15 protein-coding genes are annotated in these 18,909 nt (G+C 63.9%); 4 read left to right on the top strand and 11 right to left on the bottom strand.

What is annotated here, in order from left to right; translation table 11 throughout:
* Positions 1 to 18: 18 nt before the first annotated feature.
* The 3 genes from M5G11_RS16910 to M5G11_RS16900 are packed head-to-tail and all read left to right on the top strand — an operon-like array spanning position 19 to position 5,494.
* Positions 19 to 1,260, top strand: coding sequence for an exonuclease SbcCD subunit D C-terminal domain-containing protein (locus tag M5G11_RS16910; RefSeq protein WP_273911701.1), 1,242 nt, complete (start codon positions 19 to 21; stop codon positions 1,258 to 1,260).
* The gene (locus M5G11_RS16905; RefSeq protein ID WP_273911700.1) at positions 1,257 to 4,904 is read left to right on the top strand and encodes an AAA family ATPase; all 3,648 of its coding nucleotides are present in this window, start codon (positions 1,257 to 1,259) and stop codon (positions 4,902 to 4,904) included. Before M5G11_RS16910 ends, M5G11_RS16905 begins: the two co-directional genes overlap by 4 nt.
* Positions 4,901 to 5,494, top strand: a complete 594-nt coding sequence (locus M5G11_RS16900; protein WP_273911699.1) for a glutathione S-transferase — start codon at positions 4,901 to 4,903, stop codon at positions 5,492 to 5,494. The genes M5G11_RS16905 and M5G11_RS16900 overlap by 4 nt, the downstream gene beginning before the upstream one ends.
* A gap of 96 nt (positions 5,495 to 5,590) precedes the next feature.
* Here M5G11_RS16900 and M5G11_RS16895 read toward each other — a convergent pair whose 3' ends face one another.
* From M5G11_RS16895 to M5G11_RS16845, 11 genes are all read right to left on the bottom strand, one after another.
* Entirely contained in the window at positions 5,591 to 5,770 is a 180-nt protein-coding gene (locus M5G11_RS16895; protein WP_273911698.1) for a hypothetical protein, read from the bottom strand.
* Between the two features lie 122 nt (positions 5,771 to 5,892).
* Positions 5,893 to 7,038, bottom strand: a complete 1,146-nt coding sequence (locus M5G11_RS16890) for a lactonase family protein (RefSeq protein WP_273911788.1) — start codon at positions 7,036 to 7,038, stop codon at positions 5,893 to 5,895.
* A complete protein-coding gene (locus tag M5G11_RS16885; RefSeq protein ID WP_273911697.1) occupies positions 7,004 to 7,294 on the bottom strand; it encodes a DUF5629 family protein in 291 nt (96 codons plus the stop codon). The genes M5G11_RS16890 and M5G11_RS16885 overlap by 35 nt, the downstream gene beginning before the upstream one ends.
* A 138-nt stretch (positions 7,295 to 7,432) precedes the next feature.
* On the bottom strand, positions 7,433 to 9,817 hold the full coding sequence (locus tag M5G11_RS16880) for an efflux RND transporter permease subunit (RefSeq protein ID WP_273911787.1): 2,385 nt from the start codon (positions 9,815 to 9,817) through the stop codon (positions 7,433 to 7,435).
* 14 nt (positions 9,818 to 9,831) lie between these two features.
* Entirely contained in the window at positions 9,832 to 10,896 is a 1,065-nt protein-coding gene (locus M5G11_RS16875) for a WD40/YVTN/BNR-like repeat-containing protein (RefSeq protein ID WP_420793827.1), read from the bottom strand.
* Positions 10,897 to 11,241: 345 nt separating this feature from the next.
* Positions 11,242 to 13,899: an aminopeptidase N gene (pepN, locus tag M5G11_RS16870; protein WP_273911696.1), complete on the bottom strand. Its 2,658-nt coding sequence runs from the start codon at positions 13,897 to 13,899 to the stop codon at positions 11,242 to 11,244.
* Between the two features lie 12 nt (positions 13,900 to 13,911).
* The gene (locus M5G11_RS16865) at positions 13,912 to 14,742 is read right to left on the bottom strand and encodes a DUF2797 domain-containing protein (protein WP_273911695.1); all 831 of its coding nucleotides are present in this window, start codon (positions 14,740 to 14,742) and stop codon (positions 13,912 to 13,914) included.
* On the bottom strand, positions 14,739 to 14,999 hold the full coding sequence (locus M5G11_RS16860) for a YeaC family protein (RefSeq protein ID WP_273911694.1): 261 nt from the start codon (positions 14,997 to 14,999) through the stop codon (positions 14,739 to 14,741). Before M5G11_RS16860 ends, M5G11_RS16865 begins: the two co-directional genes overlap by 4 nt.
* Before the next feature lie 14 nt (positions 15,000 to 15,013).
* On the bottom strand, positions 15,014 to 15,886 hold the full coding sequence (locus M5G11_RS16855) for a rhomboid family intramembrane serine protease (RefSeq protein ID WP_273911693.1): 873 nt from the start codon (positions 15,884 to 15,886) through the stop codon (positions 15,014 to 15,016).
* Positions 15,883 to 16,854, bottom strand: a complete 972-nt coding sequence (locus tag M5G11_RS16850) for a metallophosphoesterase (RefSeq protein ID WP_273911692.1) — start codon at positions 16,852 to 16,854, stop codon at positions 15,883 to 15,885. Before M5G11_RS16850 ends, M5G11_RS16855 begins: the two co-directional genes overlap by 4 nt.
* Entirely contained in the window at positions 16,854 to 17,744 is an 891-nt protein-coding gene (locus tag M5G11_RS16845; protein ID WP_273911691.1) for an NAD(+) kinase, read from the bottom strand. Before M5G11_RS16845 ends, M5G11_RS16850 begins: the two co-directional genes overlap by 1 nt.
* 133 nt (positions 17,745 to 17,877) lie before the next feature.
* On the opposite strand from M5G11_RS16845, the gene M5G11_RS16840 reads away from it, so the two are divergent.
* A complete protein-coding gene (locus M5G11_RS16840) occupies positions 17,878 to 18,822 on the top strand; it encodes a DUF1853 family protein (protein WP_273911690.1) in 945 nt (314 codons plus the stop codon).
* The last annotated feature ends 87 nt before the right edge of the window (positions 18,823 to 18,909 follow it).

Genomic DNA, 18,909 nt, shown 5'->3' with positions numbered 1-18,909 from the left:
TGGCCCACAGGACTCTCCATGCGTCTGTTTCACACCTCCGACTGGCACCTGGGACAAACCCTGCACGGCCAGGAACGCGACTTCGAACATGCCTGCTTCCTCGACTGGCTGCTCGGCCAGCTCAAGCTGCGCCAACCCGACGCCTTGCTGATCGCCGGCGATATCTTCGACACGGTCAACCCGCCGGTCAAAGCCCAGGAACGCCTCTACGACTTCATCGTCCAGGCCCACGAACAGCAACCCAAGCTCGACATCGTGATGATCGCCGGCAACCACGACTCCGGCTCGCGCATCGAACTGCCCGCCGCACTGATGCGCCGCCTGCGCACCCACGCCCTGGGCCGGGTGCAATGGCTCGACGACGGCGTACTCGACAGCGAACGCCTGCTCATCCCGCTGAGCAACGCCAAAGGCAAGACCACCGCCTGGTGCCTGGCCCTGCCCTTCCTGCGCCCCGCCGAAGTCACCGGCGCCGCCCTGGGGGACGACTACCTGCGCGGCATCGGCCAGGTGCATGAACGGCTGATTGCCGCCGCCCTGGAAAAACGCAAAGCCGGCCAGGCCCTGATCGCCGTCAGCCACGCCCACATGGCCGGCGGCTCGGTGTCTGAAGACTCCGAGCGCAGCCTGATCATCGGCAACGCCGAAGCCCTGCCCGCCAGCCTGTTCGGCAAGGACATCAGCTACGTCGCCCTCGGCCACCTGCACAAGCCACAACGGGTCAACCGCGAAGAACGCATCCGCTACAGCGGCTCGCCGATCCCGTTGTCGTTCTCCGAGATCGGCTACCCGCACCAGGTGCTGGAAGTCGAACTCGACGGCGCCAGCCTGAGCAGCGTCGAATCGCGCCTGGTACCGCGCGCCGTTCACCTGCAACGCCTGGGCCCGGCGCCGCTGGCGGAAATACTCGAACAACTGCTCGAGCTGCCAGTGGTCGACCTGCTGGATGACCCGCAGCGTCAGCCCTGGCTGGAAGTGCGCGTGCGCCTTGATGAGCCGCAACCCGACCTGCGCCAGCAGATCGAAGCAGCCCTGCACGGCAAAGCCGTGCGCCTGGTGCGCATCGCCGCCGAATACGCCGGCAGCAATGGCGCCGACGGCGAAGACGGCGCGCGCCTGATCGAGCTCGGCCAGCTCACCCCGCACGAACTGTTCAGCCGTGCCTGGGAGCAGGCCTACGGCAGCGCGGTCGACGAGCAGACCCTGGCCGACTTCGCCCTGCTGTTGCAGGACGTGCAGCAGGAAGAGGAACAGCCATGAAGATTCTTGCCATCCGCCTGAAGAACCTCGCCTCGCTGGCCGGGCCGTTCGAAATCGATTTCACCGCCGAGCCGCTGGCCAGTGCCGGCCTGTTCGCCATCACCGGCCCCACCGGCGCGGGCAAGAGCACCCTGCTCGATGCCCTGTGCCTGGCGTTGTTCGGCTCGGTGCCGCGCCTGAGCAGCATCGGCCGCGAAACCAAGCTGCCGGAAGTGGACAGCGAGATCCTCACCAGCGACCCGCGCACCCTGCTGCGCCGCGGCACCGGCAGCGGTTTTGCCGAGGTCGACTTCGTCGGCATCGACGCACGCCGCTATCGCGCCCGCTGGGAAACCAACCGCGCCCGCGACAAGGCCACCGGCAAGCTGCAAGGCAGCCGCCAGAGCCTGCATGACCTGGACAGCAACCAACTGCTGAGCAACCAGAGCAAACGTGAATACGAGCAACTGATCGAGGCCCGCCTGGGCCTGAACTTCGAGCAGTTCACCCGCGCCGTGATGCTCGCCCAAAGCGAGTTCAGCGCCTTCCTCAAGGCCGATGACCGCGAACGCAGCGAGCTGCTGGAAAAGCTCACCAACACGGCGATCTACAGCCAGCTGGGCCGCCGCGCCTACAGCAAGAGCAAGGAAGCCGAAGACGCGCACAAGGCCCTGCTCGACCAGGCCAGCGGCGTCATCCCGATGAGCGACGAGGCCCGCGCCGACCTGGATGAACGTCTGGGTCAAGCGCAGCGCCAGCTCAAGCTGGAGCAAGGCCAGCTGCGCCAATACGAACTGCAACGCGCCTGGCTGACCGAGCTGCTGCAATTGCAGGACCAGCAGCGCGCCGCCAGCGAAAGCCAGCACAGTGCCCAGCAACACTGGGAACAGTTGGCCGACGAGCGTCTGAAGCTCGCCCGCCTGGAACAACTCGCCCCGCAGCGCCATCAATTTGCCCGGCAACGGGAGCTGGTCAGCCAGCGTACTGCGCTGGCTGGGGCAATCGCCCTGCAACACCAGCAACAGGCTGCGCTGCACGACCGCCAGCTCCAACTGGAGCAGGACCTGCTCAGCGCCACTGACGCGCTGAAACAGGCGCTCGCGGCACAAGCCGACAGCGTTGCGCCGCTGCGCCAGGCGTTTGCCGAACAAAACACCCTGGCCCGCCTGGAACAGGAACTGAGCGGCCAGGCTGCACTGTGCCAACAGGCCGAACAGGCCAGCACTGATGGCCAGCAACAGCTGACCAGCCTGAACGAACTGCAAGCCCACACCCGCGAGCGCCTGAACGGCATCGCCGAACAACTCGCCCACAGCGCCCCGCTCGCCAGCATCGGCGATGCGTGGAACGCCTACCGTGGCCAATTGCAGCAACTGATGCTGATCGGCAACCGCCTGAGCAAAGGCCGCGAAGAGCTGCCGCTGCTGGAGCAACGCGCCGCGGCCGCTACCCGCCAGTGCGACGAGCAACGCACCGCGTTGGCCCTGCTGTTCCAGGAAGCCGGCGCCGAACCGGAGGCGTTGGCCGAACAGATCGGCCTGCTCGGCACCCTGCTGCAAGACAACCGCAAACAGCAACGCGGCATCGAGGAATTGACTCGCCTGTGGAGCAGCCATCAGGAGCTGGAACAACGCGTTCAGGCCCTGCGAGAGCGTCAGCAGGCTGCCCAGCAGCAGCGCGAACAGCTGATTGCCGAAGGCCTCCAAGGCAAGACCACACTGACCGCTGCCGAGCAGGCGCTAAGCGTCACCCGGCAATTGCTCGAACGCCAGCGCCTGGCCCGCAGCGCCAGCGTCGAAGAGCTGCGCGCACAGTTGCAGGACGAGCAGCCCTGCCCGGTGTGCGGCAGCCAGGAACACCCCTATCACCAACCCGAAGCCTTGCTGCAAAGCCTCGGCCGCCACGACCAGGACGAGGAAGCCAACGCCCAGCGTTCGGTCGACCAGCTCAAGGCCCGGCTCGATGAGTTGCGCACGCAACTGGGTGGCGTCAACGGCCAGATCAAGGAATACCTGCACCAGCTCGAACAACTGGCCAGCCAGCAACAGGCCGCTGCCCCGAGCCTGGAAGCGCACCCGCTGCATGCACAGCTCGCCGAACAGGACAGCAACGGCCGTAGCGCCTGGCTGGAGCTGCAACTGCGGCGCTTGAACGACGATATCGGTCGTGATGAGCAGCGCCAGAACACCCTGCTCACCCTGCAACAGGACGCCGCGCGCCTGCACCAGCAGCTTCAGGCAGCCAACGAGGCCAGCCAACAGGCGACGCAACAGCTGGGCCACCAGCAGCAGGCGCTGAACGCGGACGCCGAGCGACTGGAGCAGGAGCTGACCGGCTTTGCCACGCTGTTGCCGGCTGACATTCTGCAACGCCTGCGCGAAGAGCCGTCGGCCACCTTCCTGCACCTGGACCAGCAACTCTCGCAACGCCTGGAACTGCTGGACCGCCAGAAAGACCAGCAGCAGGAACTGGGCGAGCGCCAGCAGCAGTTGGACAAGCTCCAGTTGCAGCAGCAGGCACGGCTGCAAAAGCAGGAAGAATTGCAGCAGCAGGTCGTCGCACTGAGCACGCAACAGCACAGCGCCCGCGAGGCATTGGCCGCGCTGGTCGGCGCACATGCCAGTGCCGAGCATTGGCAGCAGCAGCTGGAACACGCCGTGGAGCACGCGCGCACAGCCGAAAGCGGCGCCAGCCAGCAACTGCAAGACACCCGCACGCGCACCGTGGAACTGACCACCGAACTGAAATCACGGGAAACACAACGCGCCACGCTCGAACAGGAAAGCCAACAGCTGGACAGCCTGATCGCCCAATGGCGCCTTGCCCACCCGGACCTCGATGACAGCGGCCTGAACGCGCTGCTGGCGATTGACGAGGAACAGCTCAGCCAACTGCGCCAAAGCCTGCAAAACGCCGAAAAGGCCATCGAACAGGCCAAGGTGCTGGTGCAGGAGCGCGAACAGCGCCTGCAACAGCATCAGGCCCTGGGCAACGGCGAACTGTCTGCCGAGCAGCTTGAGCAGGCCTTGGTCGAGGCCCAACAGCAACTGGCCAGCCGCGAGCACCAGTGTGCCGAGCTGCGCGCTGAACAGGCTGAAGACCAGCGCCGCCAGCAGGCCAACCAGGCCCTGGCCGGGCGCATTGCCGAGGCTCATGGCCAATGGCAGCGCTGGGCGCGGCTGAGTGCGCTGATCGGCTCGGCCACCGGCGATGTGTTCCGCAAGATCGCCCAGGGCTACAACCTCGACTTGCTGGTGCACCACGCCAACGTCCAACTGCGTCAGCTGGCCCGACGTTATCGCCTCAAGCGTGGCGGCAGCCTGCTGGGGCTGCTGGTGCTGGATACCGAGATGGGCGATGAGCTGCGCTCGGTGCATTCGCTGTCGGGTGGCGAGACCTTCCTGGTGTCGCTGGCCTTGGCCCTGGGCCTGGCTTCCATGGCCTCCAGCACCCTGCGCATCGAATCGCTGTTTATCGACGAAGGTTTCGGCAGCCTCGACCCGGAATCGCTGCAGCTGGCAATGGACGCACTGGATGGCTTGCAGGCCCAAGGCCGCAAAGTGGCGGTGATTTCCCATGTGCAGGAAATGCACGAGCGGATCCCGGTGCAAATCCAGGTACGTCGTCAGGGCAATGGCTTGAGTACCGTGGAGGTCAGTGGATGATCCTCTATTCGTTCCGACGCTGCCCCTATGCCATGCGTGCGCGCATGGCCCTCCATTACAGCGGCTGTCCGGTGCAGATCTGCGAAGTCAGCCTGAAAGCCAAGCCGGCCGAAATGCTCGCGCTGTCGCCCAAGGGCACGGTGCCGGTGCTGAGCGTGGAGGGCCGGGTGATTGAGGAAAGCCTGGAGATCATGCGCTGGGCACTGGCACGACACGACCCGGAAAATTGGCTGTTGCGTGACGAGCCTGAAGCCATCGAACAGATGCAGGCGTTGATCAGCCGCAACGACACGCTGTTCAAGGTGCGGCTCAATCACTACAAATATGCCGAGCGCTACCCGGAGCAGTCGCGTGAAGCGTACCGGGCGTTGGCGGAAGAAATTCTGGCAGACCTGGAGGCGCGGCTGACGCAGCACGCCTACCTGCTGGGCGAACGCCCAAGCATGGCCGATGTTGCGCTGATGCCGTTCATTCGCCAGTTTGCCGGGGTCGAACCGCAGTGGTTTGCCCAGGCGCCCTATCCTGGTGTGCGCGGTTGGCTGCAAGGGTGGCTGGAGTCGGCATTGTTCAAGGCCATCATGGCCCGTTGAAAAAGCATCGCCGGCAAGGCCGGCTCCCACAGTATCCGTTGCACATCCAACCCCTGTGGGAGCCGGCCTTGCCGGCGATGCTTCTGACGCCCCGACTCAGTGCTGGGTCTTGTGATCCAGCGCCGCATAAAAATTGGCACTTTGCTGCAAATACTTCTGGGTATAGCTGGGGGTCGACGTTTTGCGCTCGTTGATTTCGATCTGCGCACCGGCGGGCAACACGACCGAAGCGGAAATGGCGGAGGCGGAGATGACCGGGAAGAGATTGAAGTTCATGGCATTGACCTCGAAGTCGGTAGTTTGAAAGGGCCGTCTGAGGCCGTGAATCAAACTTACGCCCGCCACCCCCGCGCCGAAAAATTCATTGAGGCAGTAGCGGATATCAAGGCAATTGATAGTCAGTCGATGAACTTGAGGTCCGAAGGCGCCGCCTGCTCCAGCGTCTGCAAGGTATCACCCAGCAAACCGGTCAATGGATCACGCTTGATCACCACGATCTGGTTGCTCTTCTGGTTGGCAATCAGCACGTAACCCTCACTCGGGTCCAACGCGAACTCACGCGGGTGATCCCCCTCCACCGAACGCCGCTGCAGAAATTGCAGGCTGCCGTCCTGCTCGTTCACCACAAACACCACCAACTCGTTCGTCGTGCCACGGTTGCTGACATACAGGAATCGGCCATCAGCCGACAGGTGCAAGGCGCCAGCGGCCTTGGCCGCAGGTTCGGTCTGGGCCGTCAGGTCAACGATCTGCCGCGGTACCAGGGTGCCGTCCCGGTAATCGAACACCGCGACCTGAGCGCTCATTTCCAGGGTCAGGTACGCATGCGCGCCATCCCTGGAAAACAGCAGGTGGCGTGGCCCGCTGCCCGGCGGCAGGTGGATCGCTTCCGGGTTGGCCGGGCTCAAGGGCGTTGTGGCATGGCTGGGGTCATAGCGATAGATGAAGACCTTGTCCGCCCCCAGGTCGCTGACAAACACCTCACGCCCATCGCGCGACGACACCACCGAATGCACATGCGGCCCGGCCTGGCGCTCGGGGTTCACATGACTGGCCTGATGCTGCAACTGTTGGCTGGGCGCGGAAAGCCGGCCATCGGCCGCCACCGGCAGCACGCTCAGGCTACCGCCTGGCACCGGTTGCACGCCGTAGTTGGCGACAAAGAGAAACTTGCCATCGTGGCTGAGGCTGGAATGCGTCGGCTCATCGCCCTTGCTGGGCACCTGGTTCAGAGGGCTCAGCACGTGGCTGACGGGGTTGGGGTCGATGCTAAAGCTGCTGACTTCGCCTTTGCCGGCACCATTCTCGTTGACTGCAAACAGCCAACGGTGGTCGGGCGAGAGGGTCAGCCAGGACGGGTTGCTGCTCTTGAGCACCTGCTGCGGCGTGGTGTTGATCCTGCCGGTGGTGCTGTCGAAGCGATAGCGGTAGATGCCTTCGCTGGTACCATCGGTGTAGCTGCCCACCAGCAGATCATGGCTGTGGGCGGTGGCGCTCAGCAGCATGGCACTAGTCGTTAGCAGGAGCGTCAGCAGGTGTTTCATCATCGTCTTCGTCCGGGGCGCAGAAAGCACTCATACAGACTAGTCGATGCTCGCTCTGGTCAGCATTGATCAGCCAGTCCGGGCCATCGGCGCGGGCTTCGATGACCTGGGCGGCGGTGAAGAACCAGCGCTTGAACTTGTTGCCATCCATGCATTCGACTTGCAGGCCGTCATCGCGACGGGTGAATTCAAAGGCGTGCAAGCCGTCGACAAGGAGCATGTCGCAGGTGTGCAGGGCTTGGGAGAGGGTGGTCATTGGCATGGGTATCGTGCTGGAAAGGCTGCATGATACCGCAAAAGCATCGCCGGCAAGGCCGGCTCCCACAGAGGAGGTTGCATGTGCAACCGGTACTGTGGGAGCCGGCCTTGCCGGCGATAGAGGCGACGCGGTCGGTCAGTGGGCGAAAATCGACCCGCCCTGCTTGCCCGCCAGTTTCTCCGGCTTGATCAGGAAGCGCGCCAGCGCTGGCAGCAGCCACAGCGCACCGAACATGTTCCACAGCAACATGAAGGTCAGCATCAGGCCCATGTCAGCCTGGAACTTGATCGCCGAGAAGATCCAGGTGCACACGCCGATCGCCAGGCACAGCCCGGTAAACAGCACCGCCTTGCCGGTCGAACGCAGCGTCTGGTAATACGCTTCCTGCAATGGCATGCCCGCGCGCAGGAAACTTTCCAGGCGGCTGTAGATGTAGATGCCGTAGTCCACACCAATCCCCACACCCAATGCCACCACCGGCAGGGTCGCCACCTTCACGCCGATGCCCATGTAGGCCATCAGTGCGTTGCCCAGTACCGAGGTCAGCACCAGCGGCAGGACGATGCACAAGGTCGCGGCAAAGGAGCGGAAGGTGATCATGCACATCACCCCCACGCAGATGTACACCAGGATCAGGATGGTCAGCTCGGCCGACTTGATCACGTCGTTGGTGGCCGCCTCGATCCCGGCGTTGCCGGCCGCGAGGAGGAACTGCAGGTCTTCGGTGTTGTGCTCCTTGGCAAACTCCTGCACCGCATTGACCGCGCGGTCGAGGGTCTCGGCCTTGTGGTCGTTGAGGAAGATCAGCACCGGCGCCAGCGAGCAATCGCCGTTGTACAGGCCATCGGCACGGGAGATCGAGCTGTTGAGCACCTCAGGGTTGCGCGACAGGGTTTCCCACTTCAGGTTGCCCTCGTTCAAGCCCTTGATCATCTGCTTGGACACGGTCACCAGCGAGATCGCCGACTGCACGCCCGGGGTGTTCTCCATCTTCCACATCAGTTCGTCGATCGGCGCCATGGTCGGGTACACCGAGCAGCCTTCGCTCTTGGTCTTGACCATCACCACCAGCACGTCGGAGCTGGTCGAGTAGTTGCTGATGATGAAGCTGTTGTCGTTGTTGTAGCGCGAGTCCGGGCGCAGTTCCGGCGCGCCCTGGTCGAGGTCACCGATCTTCAGGTTCTGGCTGTACCAGAGGCCGCCACCGAAGGCCAGCAAGGCCAGCACGATGGACACCGGCGCCACCTTGGCACTGGCGAAGTTGGACAGCAGGCGCCAGAACGGGTGTTCGCGGGTCGCGTCCTTCTTGCTGCGCTCGATGGCCTTCTTGCTGATGCCGACATAGGAAATGGCGACCGGCAGCAGGATCAGGTTGGTAAAGACGATCACCGCCACGCCGATGGAAGCGCCGATGGCCAGCTCGCGGATCACCCCGATGTCGATGATCAGCAGGGTGATGAAGCCCACGGCGTCGGCCAGGATGGCAATCATCCCCGGCAGGAACAGCTGGCGGAAGGTGCGCCGCGCCGCCGTCAGGGCGTTCTCGGCATCACTGGACTGCAAGGCGATACCGTTGATCTTCTGCACCCCGTGGGAGATGCCGATGGCGAAGATCAGGAACGGCACCAGCATTGAATACGGGTCCAGCCCGAAGCCTACCGCGTGCATCAGGCCGAGCTGCCAGACCACCGCAACCAATGTGGTGATCAGCACCGCGATGGTGCTGCGGATACACCAGGTGAACCAGTACAGCAGGATCCAGGTGATGACCAGGGCGATACCAAAGAACATCGCCACCATCATCAGGCCGTCGATCAGGTCGCCGACCTTCTTGGCAAAGCCGACGATGTGGATCTGGACATTGGGGTTCTGCGCTTCGAACTTGTCGCGGATCTTCTCTTCCAGCTGGTGCGAGAAGGCCTGGTAGTCGAGCTTGATCTGCTTGCCCTGGTCTTGCGGGTCCGGGTAGGACTCCAGCAGCGGGATGTCGATGATGCTCGACTTGAAGTTGTTCGCCACCAGGCGCCCGACCTGGCCGGACTTGAGCACGTTGTTGCGCAGGTCCTCGAGGCTGTCGGGAGAACCGTTGTAGGTCTGCGGGATGACCTCGCCGCCGGCGAAGCCCTCTTCGGTCACCTCGGTCCAGCGCACGCTGGGGCTCCACAGCGACTTCAGGCCCGAACGGTCAACGCCTGGAATGTAGAACACCTCGTCATGGATCTGACGCAGGGTCTCCATGTACTCCTTGCTGAAGATGTCGCCGTTGGTCGACTCCACCGAAATGCGCACGGTGTTGCCCAGGTTCGCCAGGTCGTTGCGGTGCTCGAGCATGTTCTGGATGAACGGGTGCTCCAGCGGGATCATTTTCTCGAAGCTGGTGGACGGCCGGATCAGGGTCGCCTGCCAGAACAGGAAGATGCTCACCAGCAGGCAGATGCCGATGACCACCGGACGGTTGTTGAAGATCAGGCGCTCGAGCAGGGTCGCTTTGTCCTGATGGTGTTGCTGATTCATGCTGATCGACTCCCGACTGGTCATGGTTGCGCCCTCTCGGCGCCGGTCGCAGTGGCGGCGTGTTCACCGCCCTGCCCGACCACGATCAGGTTGCCGTCCGCCAGGCCACTCACGGCCGAAAGCGCCAGGCGGTCTGCCCGGTTGACGACAGCGAAGCTGACGCCGTCGTCGCTGCTGCGCAGCACCGTGCCGCCGTTACCGACTAATACCAGGCTGCCATCATCGAGAAGCGTAGCGCCATACAGGCCGAATTCGAGCGGGCCGCGTACGCCTTGCAGGGCGATCTTGTCCCAACTGGTGCCGAAGTCGGTGGAACGGTACAGGTTGCCGCGCAGGCCGTAGGCCAGCAGCGTGTTGGCCTGGGAGGTGCCGATCACGCCGAACAACGTGCCTTCGTATGGGCCCTGGACGGTTTCCCAGGTCTGGCCGTTGTCGCTGGAGCGGAACATGCTGCCCTGCTCGCCGACGATGAACAGGCCGGCATCCTTCACCGCGGCAATGCCGTTGAGGTGGTAGCCGTCCTGGTTGTCGAGGCGATCGCCGATGTCTTGCCAGTGCTTGCCGCCGTCGGTGGTTTCCAGGGCGGCCCCGTAGGCGCCGATGGCGATGCCGTGCTGGGTGTTCTCGAACCATACGTCGAGCAGCGGTGCTTCGCGCGTGAGGTCTTCGAACTGTTTGTTCCAGGTGGCGCCACCGTCGTCGGTGGAGAGGATCTGCGCGTCGTGGCCGACGGCCCAGCCGTGCTTGTCGTCGACAAACTTGACGGCGGTGAGCAACGAGCGGCTGGGCACGCGGGCCTGGGTCCAGGTGCTGCCCTGGTCGTCGGAGAACAGGATGTGCCCGCGATCACCCACCGCGACCAGACGTGGCCCGGCATGGACAACATCGATCAGCAGGCTGCGTGAAGCCTTGTCCGAGGTTTGTGAATAGATTGTCTTTGCTGCGTCGTCGTTCTTGGCGGCTTCGACGGTATTGGCAAAGAGCCCCATCGCCAGGGCCAGCAACGCGCTGGCAGCCAGTGCGGCGGGGGCTGCCCTTCCTCGCGGTGCACCTTGGACGGCGCGCGCCATGACAGGCTCGCTCATAGACCTCTCCCACGATTATTGTTATTGGAGTAGTGCCTGCGGGGCGCAAAGCTGCAGGTTAGAGCCCCGCGAATCTTGAGCTCAAGCTAACAGGCCAGGGATCGGGATGACAACGCGGTTGTCGTTATCTTTTGTTAAGACTGGGTAATTCCTATTGCGACCCGAGCCGAATCGTCGCAGCGCCGCTCTTGTAGCCGCTGCCGTCAGGCTGCGCTGGAGTCCGCAAGGGCTGCCAACAGCGGCGCCTGCGTTGCAGGCGAGCGCAGCCTGACGGCAGCGGCTACAAGAGCCCATAAAAAAGGGCCGGCCCAGTGACAGGCCAGCCCTTTCTTACCTCACCTGCAATCAGGCCAGGCTCTTGCTCACCACTTCGAACACGTCGCTAGACAGCGAACCCGAGCCGCGAATGCGCTCAAGCTCGCCCTTCATCAGCGCCTGACGCGCCGCGTCATACTTGCGCCAGCGGGTCAGCGGCGCCAGTTGCCGCGAGGCAATCTGCGGGTTCAACGCGTTCAGCTCGATCACCAGGTCCGCCAGGAAGCGATACCCAGAACCATCCGCCGCATGGAAGTTGATCAGGTTCTGCCCGGCAAAGGCACCGATCAACGCGCGTACCTTGTTCGGGTTCTTCAAGGTGAACGCCGGGTGCTGCATCAGCTCACGCACCCGCGCCAGACCACCCGGCAAGGTGCTGCCCGCCTGCACGCTGAACCACTGGTCCATGACCAGCGGGTTGTCCTTGAAGTTCTCGGCAAACACTTCCAGCGCCTTGGCGCGCTCGGCAGTGAACGCGGAATTGACCAGCACGGCCAGCGCGGTCAGGCGCTCGGTCATGTTGTCACACGCGTCGAACTGCTCCTGTGTCGCCGCCAGCACCTGCGGCTTGCCGCTGAGCATCAGGTACGACAGGGCAATGTTCTGCAAGCTGCGACGGGCAAAATGCTCGGCCTCGGCCACATAGGCAGTGGTTTTCGACAACTCACGGTTGGCCTGATAACGCGCCCACAGGCCATCGAACAACTGCTCAGCCAACTGCTTGCGAGCAAACTCGCGGGCTGCATGGATGGCATCGACATCGGCCACTTCGCTGATCTCGGTAAGGTAGGCCTCACCCGGCAGCGACAACATCTCGGCCACCATGGCCTGGTCCAGCTGCTGGTTGGCCAGCACGCTGCCCAACGCCGTGACCAGGCGCTGATCAAGCACCAGCTCGGCACCTTGCTGGTACTGCGCGATCAGCTCCTGCAACACCTGCACCGACAACTGCTGCCCCGCTTCCCAGCGGTTGAAGCCGTCGCTGTCATGCTGCATCAGGAACATCAGCTGGTCACGGTCGTACGGGAAGCTCAGCTTCACCGGCGCACTGAAGCCGCGCAGCAGCGACGGCAACGGCTTGGCCGCGACATCGACGAAGGTGAAGATCTGTTCGGCCTCGGTTACCGAGAGCACACGGGTGGTGCCCACGGCGGCCGCTTCGCCGCTCAGGCGCAGGCCAATGTCGTTGCCCTGGGCGTCGAGCAGGCCCAGCTCCACCGGGATCACGAAAGGCTTCTTCTCGACCTTGTCCGGCGTCGCCGGGCAGCTCTGGCGGAACGTCAGGCTGTAGGTTTGCGCACCGGCGTCGTAAGACTCGCTCACCGCCAGACGCGGCGTACCGGCCTGGCTGTACCAGCGCTTGAACTGGGTCAGGTCGACGCCGTTGGCGTCTTCCATGGCCTTGATGAAGTCATCGCAGGTCACTGCCTGGCCGTCATGACGCTCGAAATACAGGTCGCTGCCTTTGCGGAAGCCCTCGGCGCCGAGCAGGGTGCGCACCATGCGCACTACTTCCGAACCCTTCTCGTAGACGGTCAGGGTGTAGAAGTTGGAGATCTCGATAAAGCTGTCCGGGCGCACAGCGTGGGCCATCGGGCCGGCATCTTCGGCGAACTGGTGGGTACGCAGGTAGGCCACGTCCTCGATGCGCTTGACCGTGCGCGAGTTCATGTCGGCACTGAACTCGGCATCGCGGAACACCGTGAAGCCTTCCTTGAGCGACAGCTGGAACCAGTCGCGGCAGGTCACGCGGTTGCCCGACCAGTTGTGGAAGTACTCGTGGGCCACCACCGCTTCGACGCGCTGGTGCGCAGCATCGGTGGCGGTTTCGGCACGGGCCAGCACACAGCTGGAGTTGAAGATGTTCAGGCCCTTGTTTTCCATGGCGCCCATGTTGAAGTCGTTGACCGCAACGATCATGAAGATGTCCAGGTCGTACTCGCGACCATAGACCTCTTCGTCCCAGCGCATGGACTTCTTCAGGCTGTTCATGGCGTGCTGGCACTTGTCGATGTTTTCCGGCTCGACATAAATGCGCAGGGTCACGTCACGCCCGGACTGACGGGTGAATTTGTCTTCGACACACCACAAATCACCTGCCACCAACGCGAACAGGTAGGCCGGCTTGACGAACGGGTCTTCCCAGGTCGCCCAGTGCCGGCCGTCTTCCTGCGGGCCCGAGCCAATCGGGTTGCCGTTGGACAGCAATACCGGGTAGCGGTGCTGCTCGGCGATCACCGTGGTGGTGAACGTGCTCATCACATCCGGGCGGTCGAGGTAATAGGTGATCTTGCGAAAGCCCTCGGCCTCGCACTGGGTGCAGAACATGCCGCTGGACTTGTACAGGCCTTCAAGGGCGGTGTTGCTCTCGGGGTGGATCTTCACGCTGGTGCCCAGGGTGAAGGTCGCCGCCGTTGGCTGCACGCTCAGGTGGCTGTCTCCCAGCTGGTAGTCGCCAGCGTTCAGCGCCTGGTCGTCGAGTGCCACGCTCAGCAGTTCCAGCTGCTGGCCATCGAGCACCAGCGGCGGCAGGCCCGCACCGCGTGCCGGGTTGCGGCGCATGACCAACTGCGCGTGGACCAGGGTGTGGTCCTCGAACAGTTCGAAGGTCAGGTGGGTCTCATCAATCAGGTACTCGGGTGCCTGATAGTCCTTGAGGTAGATCACTTGCGGCTGTTCGGTACGCATGTGGCGGTCCTTTTACTGATGCACGGCCAGCTGGTAGGCCGTGTATTTGCGAATATTGATCACACCGGTATCGAAGATCAGGTACTGGCCCTTGATGCCCAGCAGCGTGCCTTCGGCCACGGGATTCTTGTCCAGGTTGAAGCTGACGATCTTGCTTGGATACGCTTCAACCGGGTAGCGGATTTCCAGCGGTTCTACATCGGAAAGCGGCTGAATGGCTTGTAGGCCGAATCGCTCCTGCAACCCGCGGAAACCTTCGGCGCAGCTGGCGAACAGTTGTTCGCGCACAGCCACCAGGTCGACCGCCTCGGCATCGCCCTTGAGCAGCGCACGCCAATTGGTGCGGTCGGCAACCTGGCTACGGAACAGGTCTTCGACCAGCCCGGATTGTTGCCGGGTGGCCACCCGCACGATTGGCAGGGCCTGGCTCGCGCCCTGGTCGAGCCAGCGTGTTGGCAACTGGCTGGCGCGGGTGATACCGACCTTGATGCCCGACGAGTTGGCCAGGTAGACCACATGGTCGGTCATGCAGAACTGCTCGCCCCAGGACGGCTCGCGGCAGGTGCCGGCGTCGTAATGGCACTTTTCCGGGGCCATGATGCACACGTCGCACTGGGCCAGCTTGGTCATGCACGGGTAGCAGTAGCCCTGGCTGAAGCTGGTCTTGGTCTTGCGCCCGCAATGGCTGCAATGGATCGCGCCCAGGTATTCCAAACGCACGGTCTTGCCCAGCATGGGGTTGACCGGCACCTCGGTATCGCCCAGGCGAAACGCGTACTGCACGACCGGCGTCTCGAGACGCGCGGACATTTTACTGATGGAACCGCGGCCGACTTCGATCAATGGATCGCATCCGACTTGAACAGGATGTTCGGCACAGGCGCCGACTTGGAGGCACATTCCTGCGGGCCCATGTAGCCGGTACGCTGCTCTTCCGGCAGGTTCTGCAGCTCCCAGGCGATCACCGCCTGCAGCGACAGCTCTTTCTGCTCGGTGGTGAGCTTGCGCCCATCGGACCATTTACCGAGTTCCACAGCCAGTTTCAGGCTCTGGTAGATATCCGGTGTGATGTTTTCGATCATTTGCGCAAAAGTGGTCATAGCGACTCCAAAAATCAAGCGGACAGTTTACGCCGGGCCAGCGCCCCACCCAAGAGCCCACTCAGGCAACCGACCAACAACCCGCCGACATGGGCGGCGTTGGCGATCTGGCCGAAGCCGAGCAGGCTGACAAAACCGGACAGGCACAGCACCAGCCAGACCAGCATCATTACCAGCACACCACGCGGCATGCGATACACCGGGTTGGGCGCCAGCCACTGGTACAGCCAGATATGCCCGAGCAGGCCGTACAGCACCCCGGACAACCCGCCGAACAGGCTCGGGCCACCAAACCAGTACTGGGCGACGTTGGACACCAGGCCGAACACCAGGCTCAGGCCGAGCATGGCCCAGGCGCCCTGGCGCAGTTCGATGCGCCGGCCCAGTTCCCAGTACCAGAGGCCGTTCATCGCCAGGTGGAGGATGCCGAAATGCACGAACATCGGCGTGATCAGGCGCCAGTACTGGCCCTGGGCAAGGCTGTCGGCCAGCGGCGTGAAGTACAGGTAGTCGCCCTGCACGCGAAAATCGAGGAAGGTCAGCCAGCTCAGGGTCTGCCAGTTGTCGCCAAGGCCGGTCAGGCCGGCGACGATCAGGCACAGCAGGAGGATCCCGGCGGTCGCCTTGCTTGTGCGCAACTGCTCGGTGAAACCTGGCCGCTTCGGCCCGGCCAGCGCCTCGCCCTGGGGCAGTTCGATGTCGGCATTGCCCTCGGGATAACGCTGGTACAACTGACGCACATCGTCCGCCAGCCCTTCAGACACCCAGAGCACCTGGTTGCCGCTCTCTTCGCTGACCCGGTGCGGCACCTGCAGGCGCCGCAACAGGCTGACAAAACCGCTGAGATCAACACTCAGCGGCAGGCGTAGCACCTCAATCACATTCATTGGCTGGCCTCCGGCCGTTCCACATCGACCCAGACGAACTTGCGCGGGTCGATTCGGGTTTCATCATCCAGGCGATAGGCCACCAGCTTGCCGTACAGCACCGCACTGTAGTCCAGGCAGGCCAGGTTGGCGCGGATCGGTGCCGGCTTGCCGCTGCGCCAGTAGTGACCGACGAACAGCATCGGCTCGTCCTCGCCGTAGCGCAGCAAGGCATTCTTCTGGCTGCGGCTGAGCGGCGCGCTGGCCACTTCGGCCGGCAGGGCGTCAGGCTGGAAGACGATATCGCCGTAGGTTTGCGGGTCTTCTTCCCAGAACTTGGTGCGGAAGAAGGCGCGGGTCAGGCCGTCACCACCGGTCAGCGTCAGGCCGTCCGGCAGGCGCATGTCGGTGCCGCGCAGCAGGCGGTTGCAGACCATCCCGGCAAAGCTGTCGGGCAGTGCCGAGGCCTGGACGAAATGCTCATCGATGCAGCCATTGGGGTGTTGCTGGCGCAGCGGGTCGATCAGCCGCGCGTCCCAGCACGCGTGCACCAGGCGGAAACGCCCGGCATCAAGGAACAGCGGCAGCTCGTAGAACCATTCGAGGAAGTCATGCCAGTCGCCGGGGTGGTGGGCGAACTGGGTCAGGGTTTCGTCGATCAGTCGGGCGTGGCGTGGCGTGTGCTCGCGCACGAATGCCTTGCCGGTGCTGGGCAAGGCCGGGGTGGTCCAGCCCAGGGCGTTGTATTCGTGGTTGCCCATGATGCAGCGGGCCTGGCCTGCCTCGACCATGTCATGGACGATGTGCAGGGCCTCGCGAATACGCGGGCCACGGTCGATGATGTCGCCGAGGAACAACGCCTGACGCAGCGGATGCCGCCACACACCGCCCTGGCGCTTGTAGCCGAGGGTGTCGAGCAAGTGTTCCAGGGTGTGGGCACAGCCGTGGACATCGCCGATCAGGTCGTAACTGCGCGCGGGATCGAGCATCAGTCGCCTCCACCACCCAAACGGCTGCCCCAGCCGAGCTTGGTCCGGCAGACCTCATAGTAGTTGTGGTCCAGCGGGTGGATCAGGCGCAGCTTCTGCGGCTTCTTGTTCACCGTGATGGTGTCGCCGGGCGCACAGGTGAAGTGGTTCTGGCCGTCACAGGAGACCTGCGGGTAGATGGTCAGGTCCTGGGAGACGACGATCTTCAGCTCGCTGTTGCCGTCGACCACGATGGGCCGGCCGGACAAGGTGTGCGGGTACATCGGCACGATGACGATGGCGTCGAGCTTGGGGTGCATGATCGGCCCGCCGGCGGACAGCGCGTAGGCGGTCGAGCCGGTCGGGGTGGCGACGATCAGGCCGTCGGCCTTCTGGCTGCAGACGAACTGGCCGTCGATGTAGATTTCGAACTCGATCATCCGGGTCGATTTGCCCGGGTGCAGCACCACGTCGTTGAGCGCATCGCCCTGGCCGATGGCCTCGCCGTGGCGGCGCACTTCGGCCTGGAGCAGGAAGCGGTTTTCCACCAGGTAGTGGCCGTCGAGCACTTCGGCGACTTTCACTTCCAGCTCGTCGGGGCGGATGTCGGTGAGGAAGCCCAGGCTGCCGCGGTTGATCCCCAGCACCGGGATATTGTGCCGGGCCAGGGCGCGGGCGGCGCCGAGCAGGCTGCCGTCGCCACCGACCACGATGACCATGTCGCACACCTCACCGAGCAGCTTGCGCGAGGAGGTTTGCAGGCCGTGGCCGGGCAGCACTTCGGCGATGGTGTCTTCGAGGATGACGTGCAGGTGACGCGCCAGCAGGAATTTTTTCAGTCGGCGAATGGTATCGAGCACCTGGGAGCTGCCGAGGCGGCCGATGATACCGATATTGCGAAATTGCTCCATGGGGCTCCTGCGAGGCTCTGCGGCGGTAAATAGGCGATCTGCGCCAAAGAGTTCGATTATGGGCGAAAGCGCCGGGTAGCGGCAAACGGCGGTTTTTGCGCTGGGCGTGGGGCATCGGGGCTATGCTCGCTGGATGAACCCATTTGCCAGCCTCGCCGCCCTGCCCCGCCAACTGCGCCAACCCGCCGTGCGCGACCTTGCGTGGGTGCTGGTGACGCCGCCATTGCTTGAGGTAACGCCCTGGCCGCAGCGTCATCCGCTGGCGGCCAGTGACTGGGCGGCGGCGCCTGAACAACTGCGCGACTGGCTGCTGGCGCTGGATCGCGACAGCCAGCCGTTGCTGGACTGGCTGGCCCTGGCGGTCAGCCGGCGACTCGGACTGTATTACGAACGCTTGTGGCAGTTTGCATTGATGCATGCGCCGGGGGTCGAGCTACTCGCATCGAACCTGCCGATTCGCGAGGGCGGGCATACCCTCGGTGAGCTGGACATGCTCCTGCGCGATGCCGAAGGGGTTCATCATCAGGAACTGGCGATCAAGCTGTACCTCGGGCCACCCGGGGGCGATGGCCTGGACCCGGCGCACTGGCTGGGGCCCGGGTGCCATGACCGGCTGGATCGCAAGCTGGCGCACCTGACCGGGCACCAATTGCCGATCTCTGCCAGGGCCGAGAGTCGCCAGGCGCTGGCGGCGCTGGGGATCGGGGCTTTCACTGCGCAATTGTGGATGGGCGGGTATCTGCTGTATCCGTGGCCGGGGCATGCGGATTCGCCTGCCGGGGCGCATCCGCAACATTTGCGCGGGCGCTGGGTGTATCAGCGGGATTGGCCAGGGTTTGCGGCGTTGAGCCAGGATGGCCGGTGGCAGTTGCTGCCTCGCCAATCATGGCTGGCACCGGCTCGGATCGCGGCGGCCGAGGTCTGGTCGCTTGAATATTGGGGGCAATGGCTCGCGGCGCTGGATCCGCTGGCGCCAGCGCAGTTGCTGGTGCGGGTGGTGGAAGCTGGTGACGGGGTCTGGCACGAGGAGGAACGGGTATTTCTGGTGTCGGATCGGTGGCCGGATTTGCCTGGGTAGTGGTTTTCTGGGGGGCTTTCGGGCCCCTTCCGCCGTGACGGCGGGGGTGTCAGAAATTTTGTGTTCGGGCATAACATGAGCAAGAGG

The organism is Pseudomonas fontis, assembly GCF_028656955.1.
Lineage (GTDB): Bacteria > Pseudomonadota > Gammaproteobacteria > Pseudomonadales > Pseudomonadaceae > Aquipseudomonas > Aquipseudomonas fontis.
This window is presented reverse-complemented; position numbering and strand designations above follow the sequence as displayed.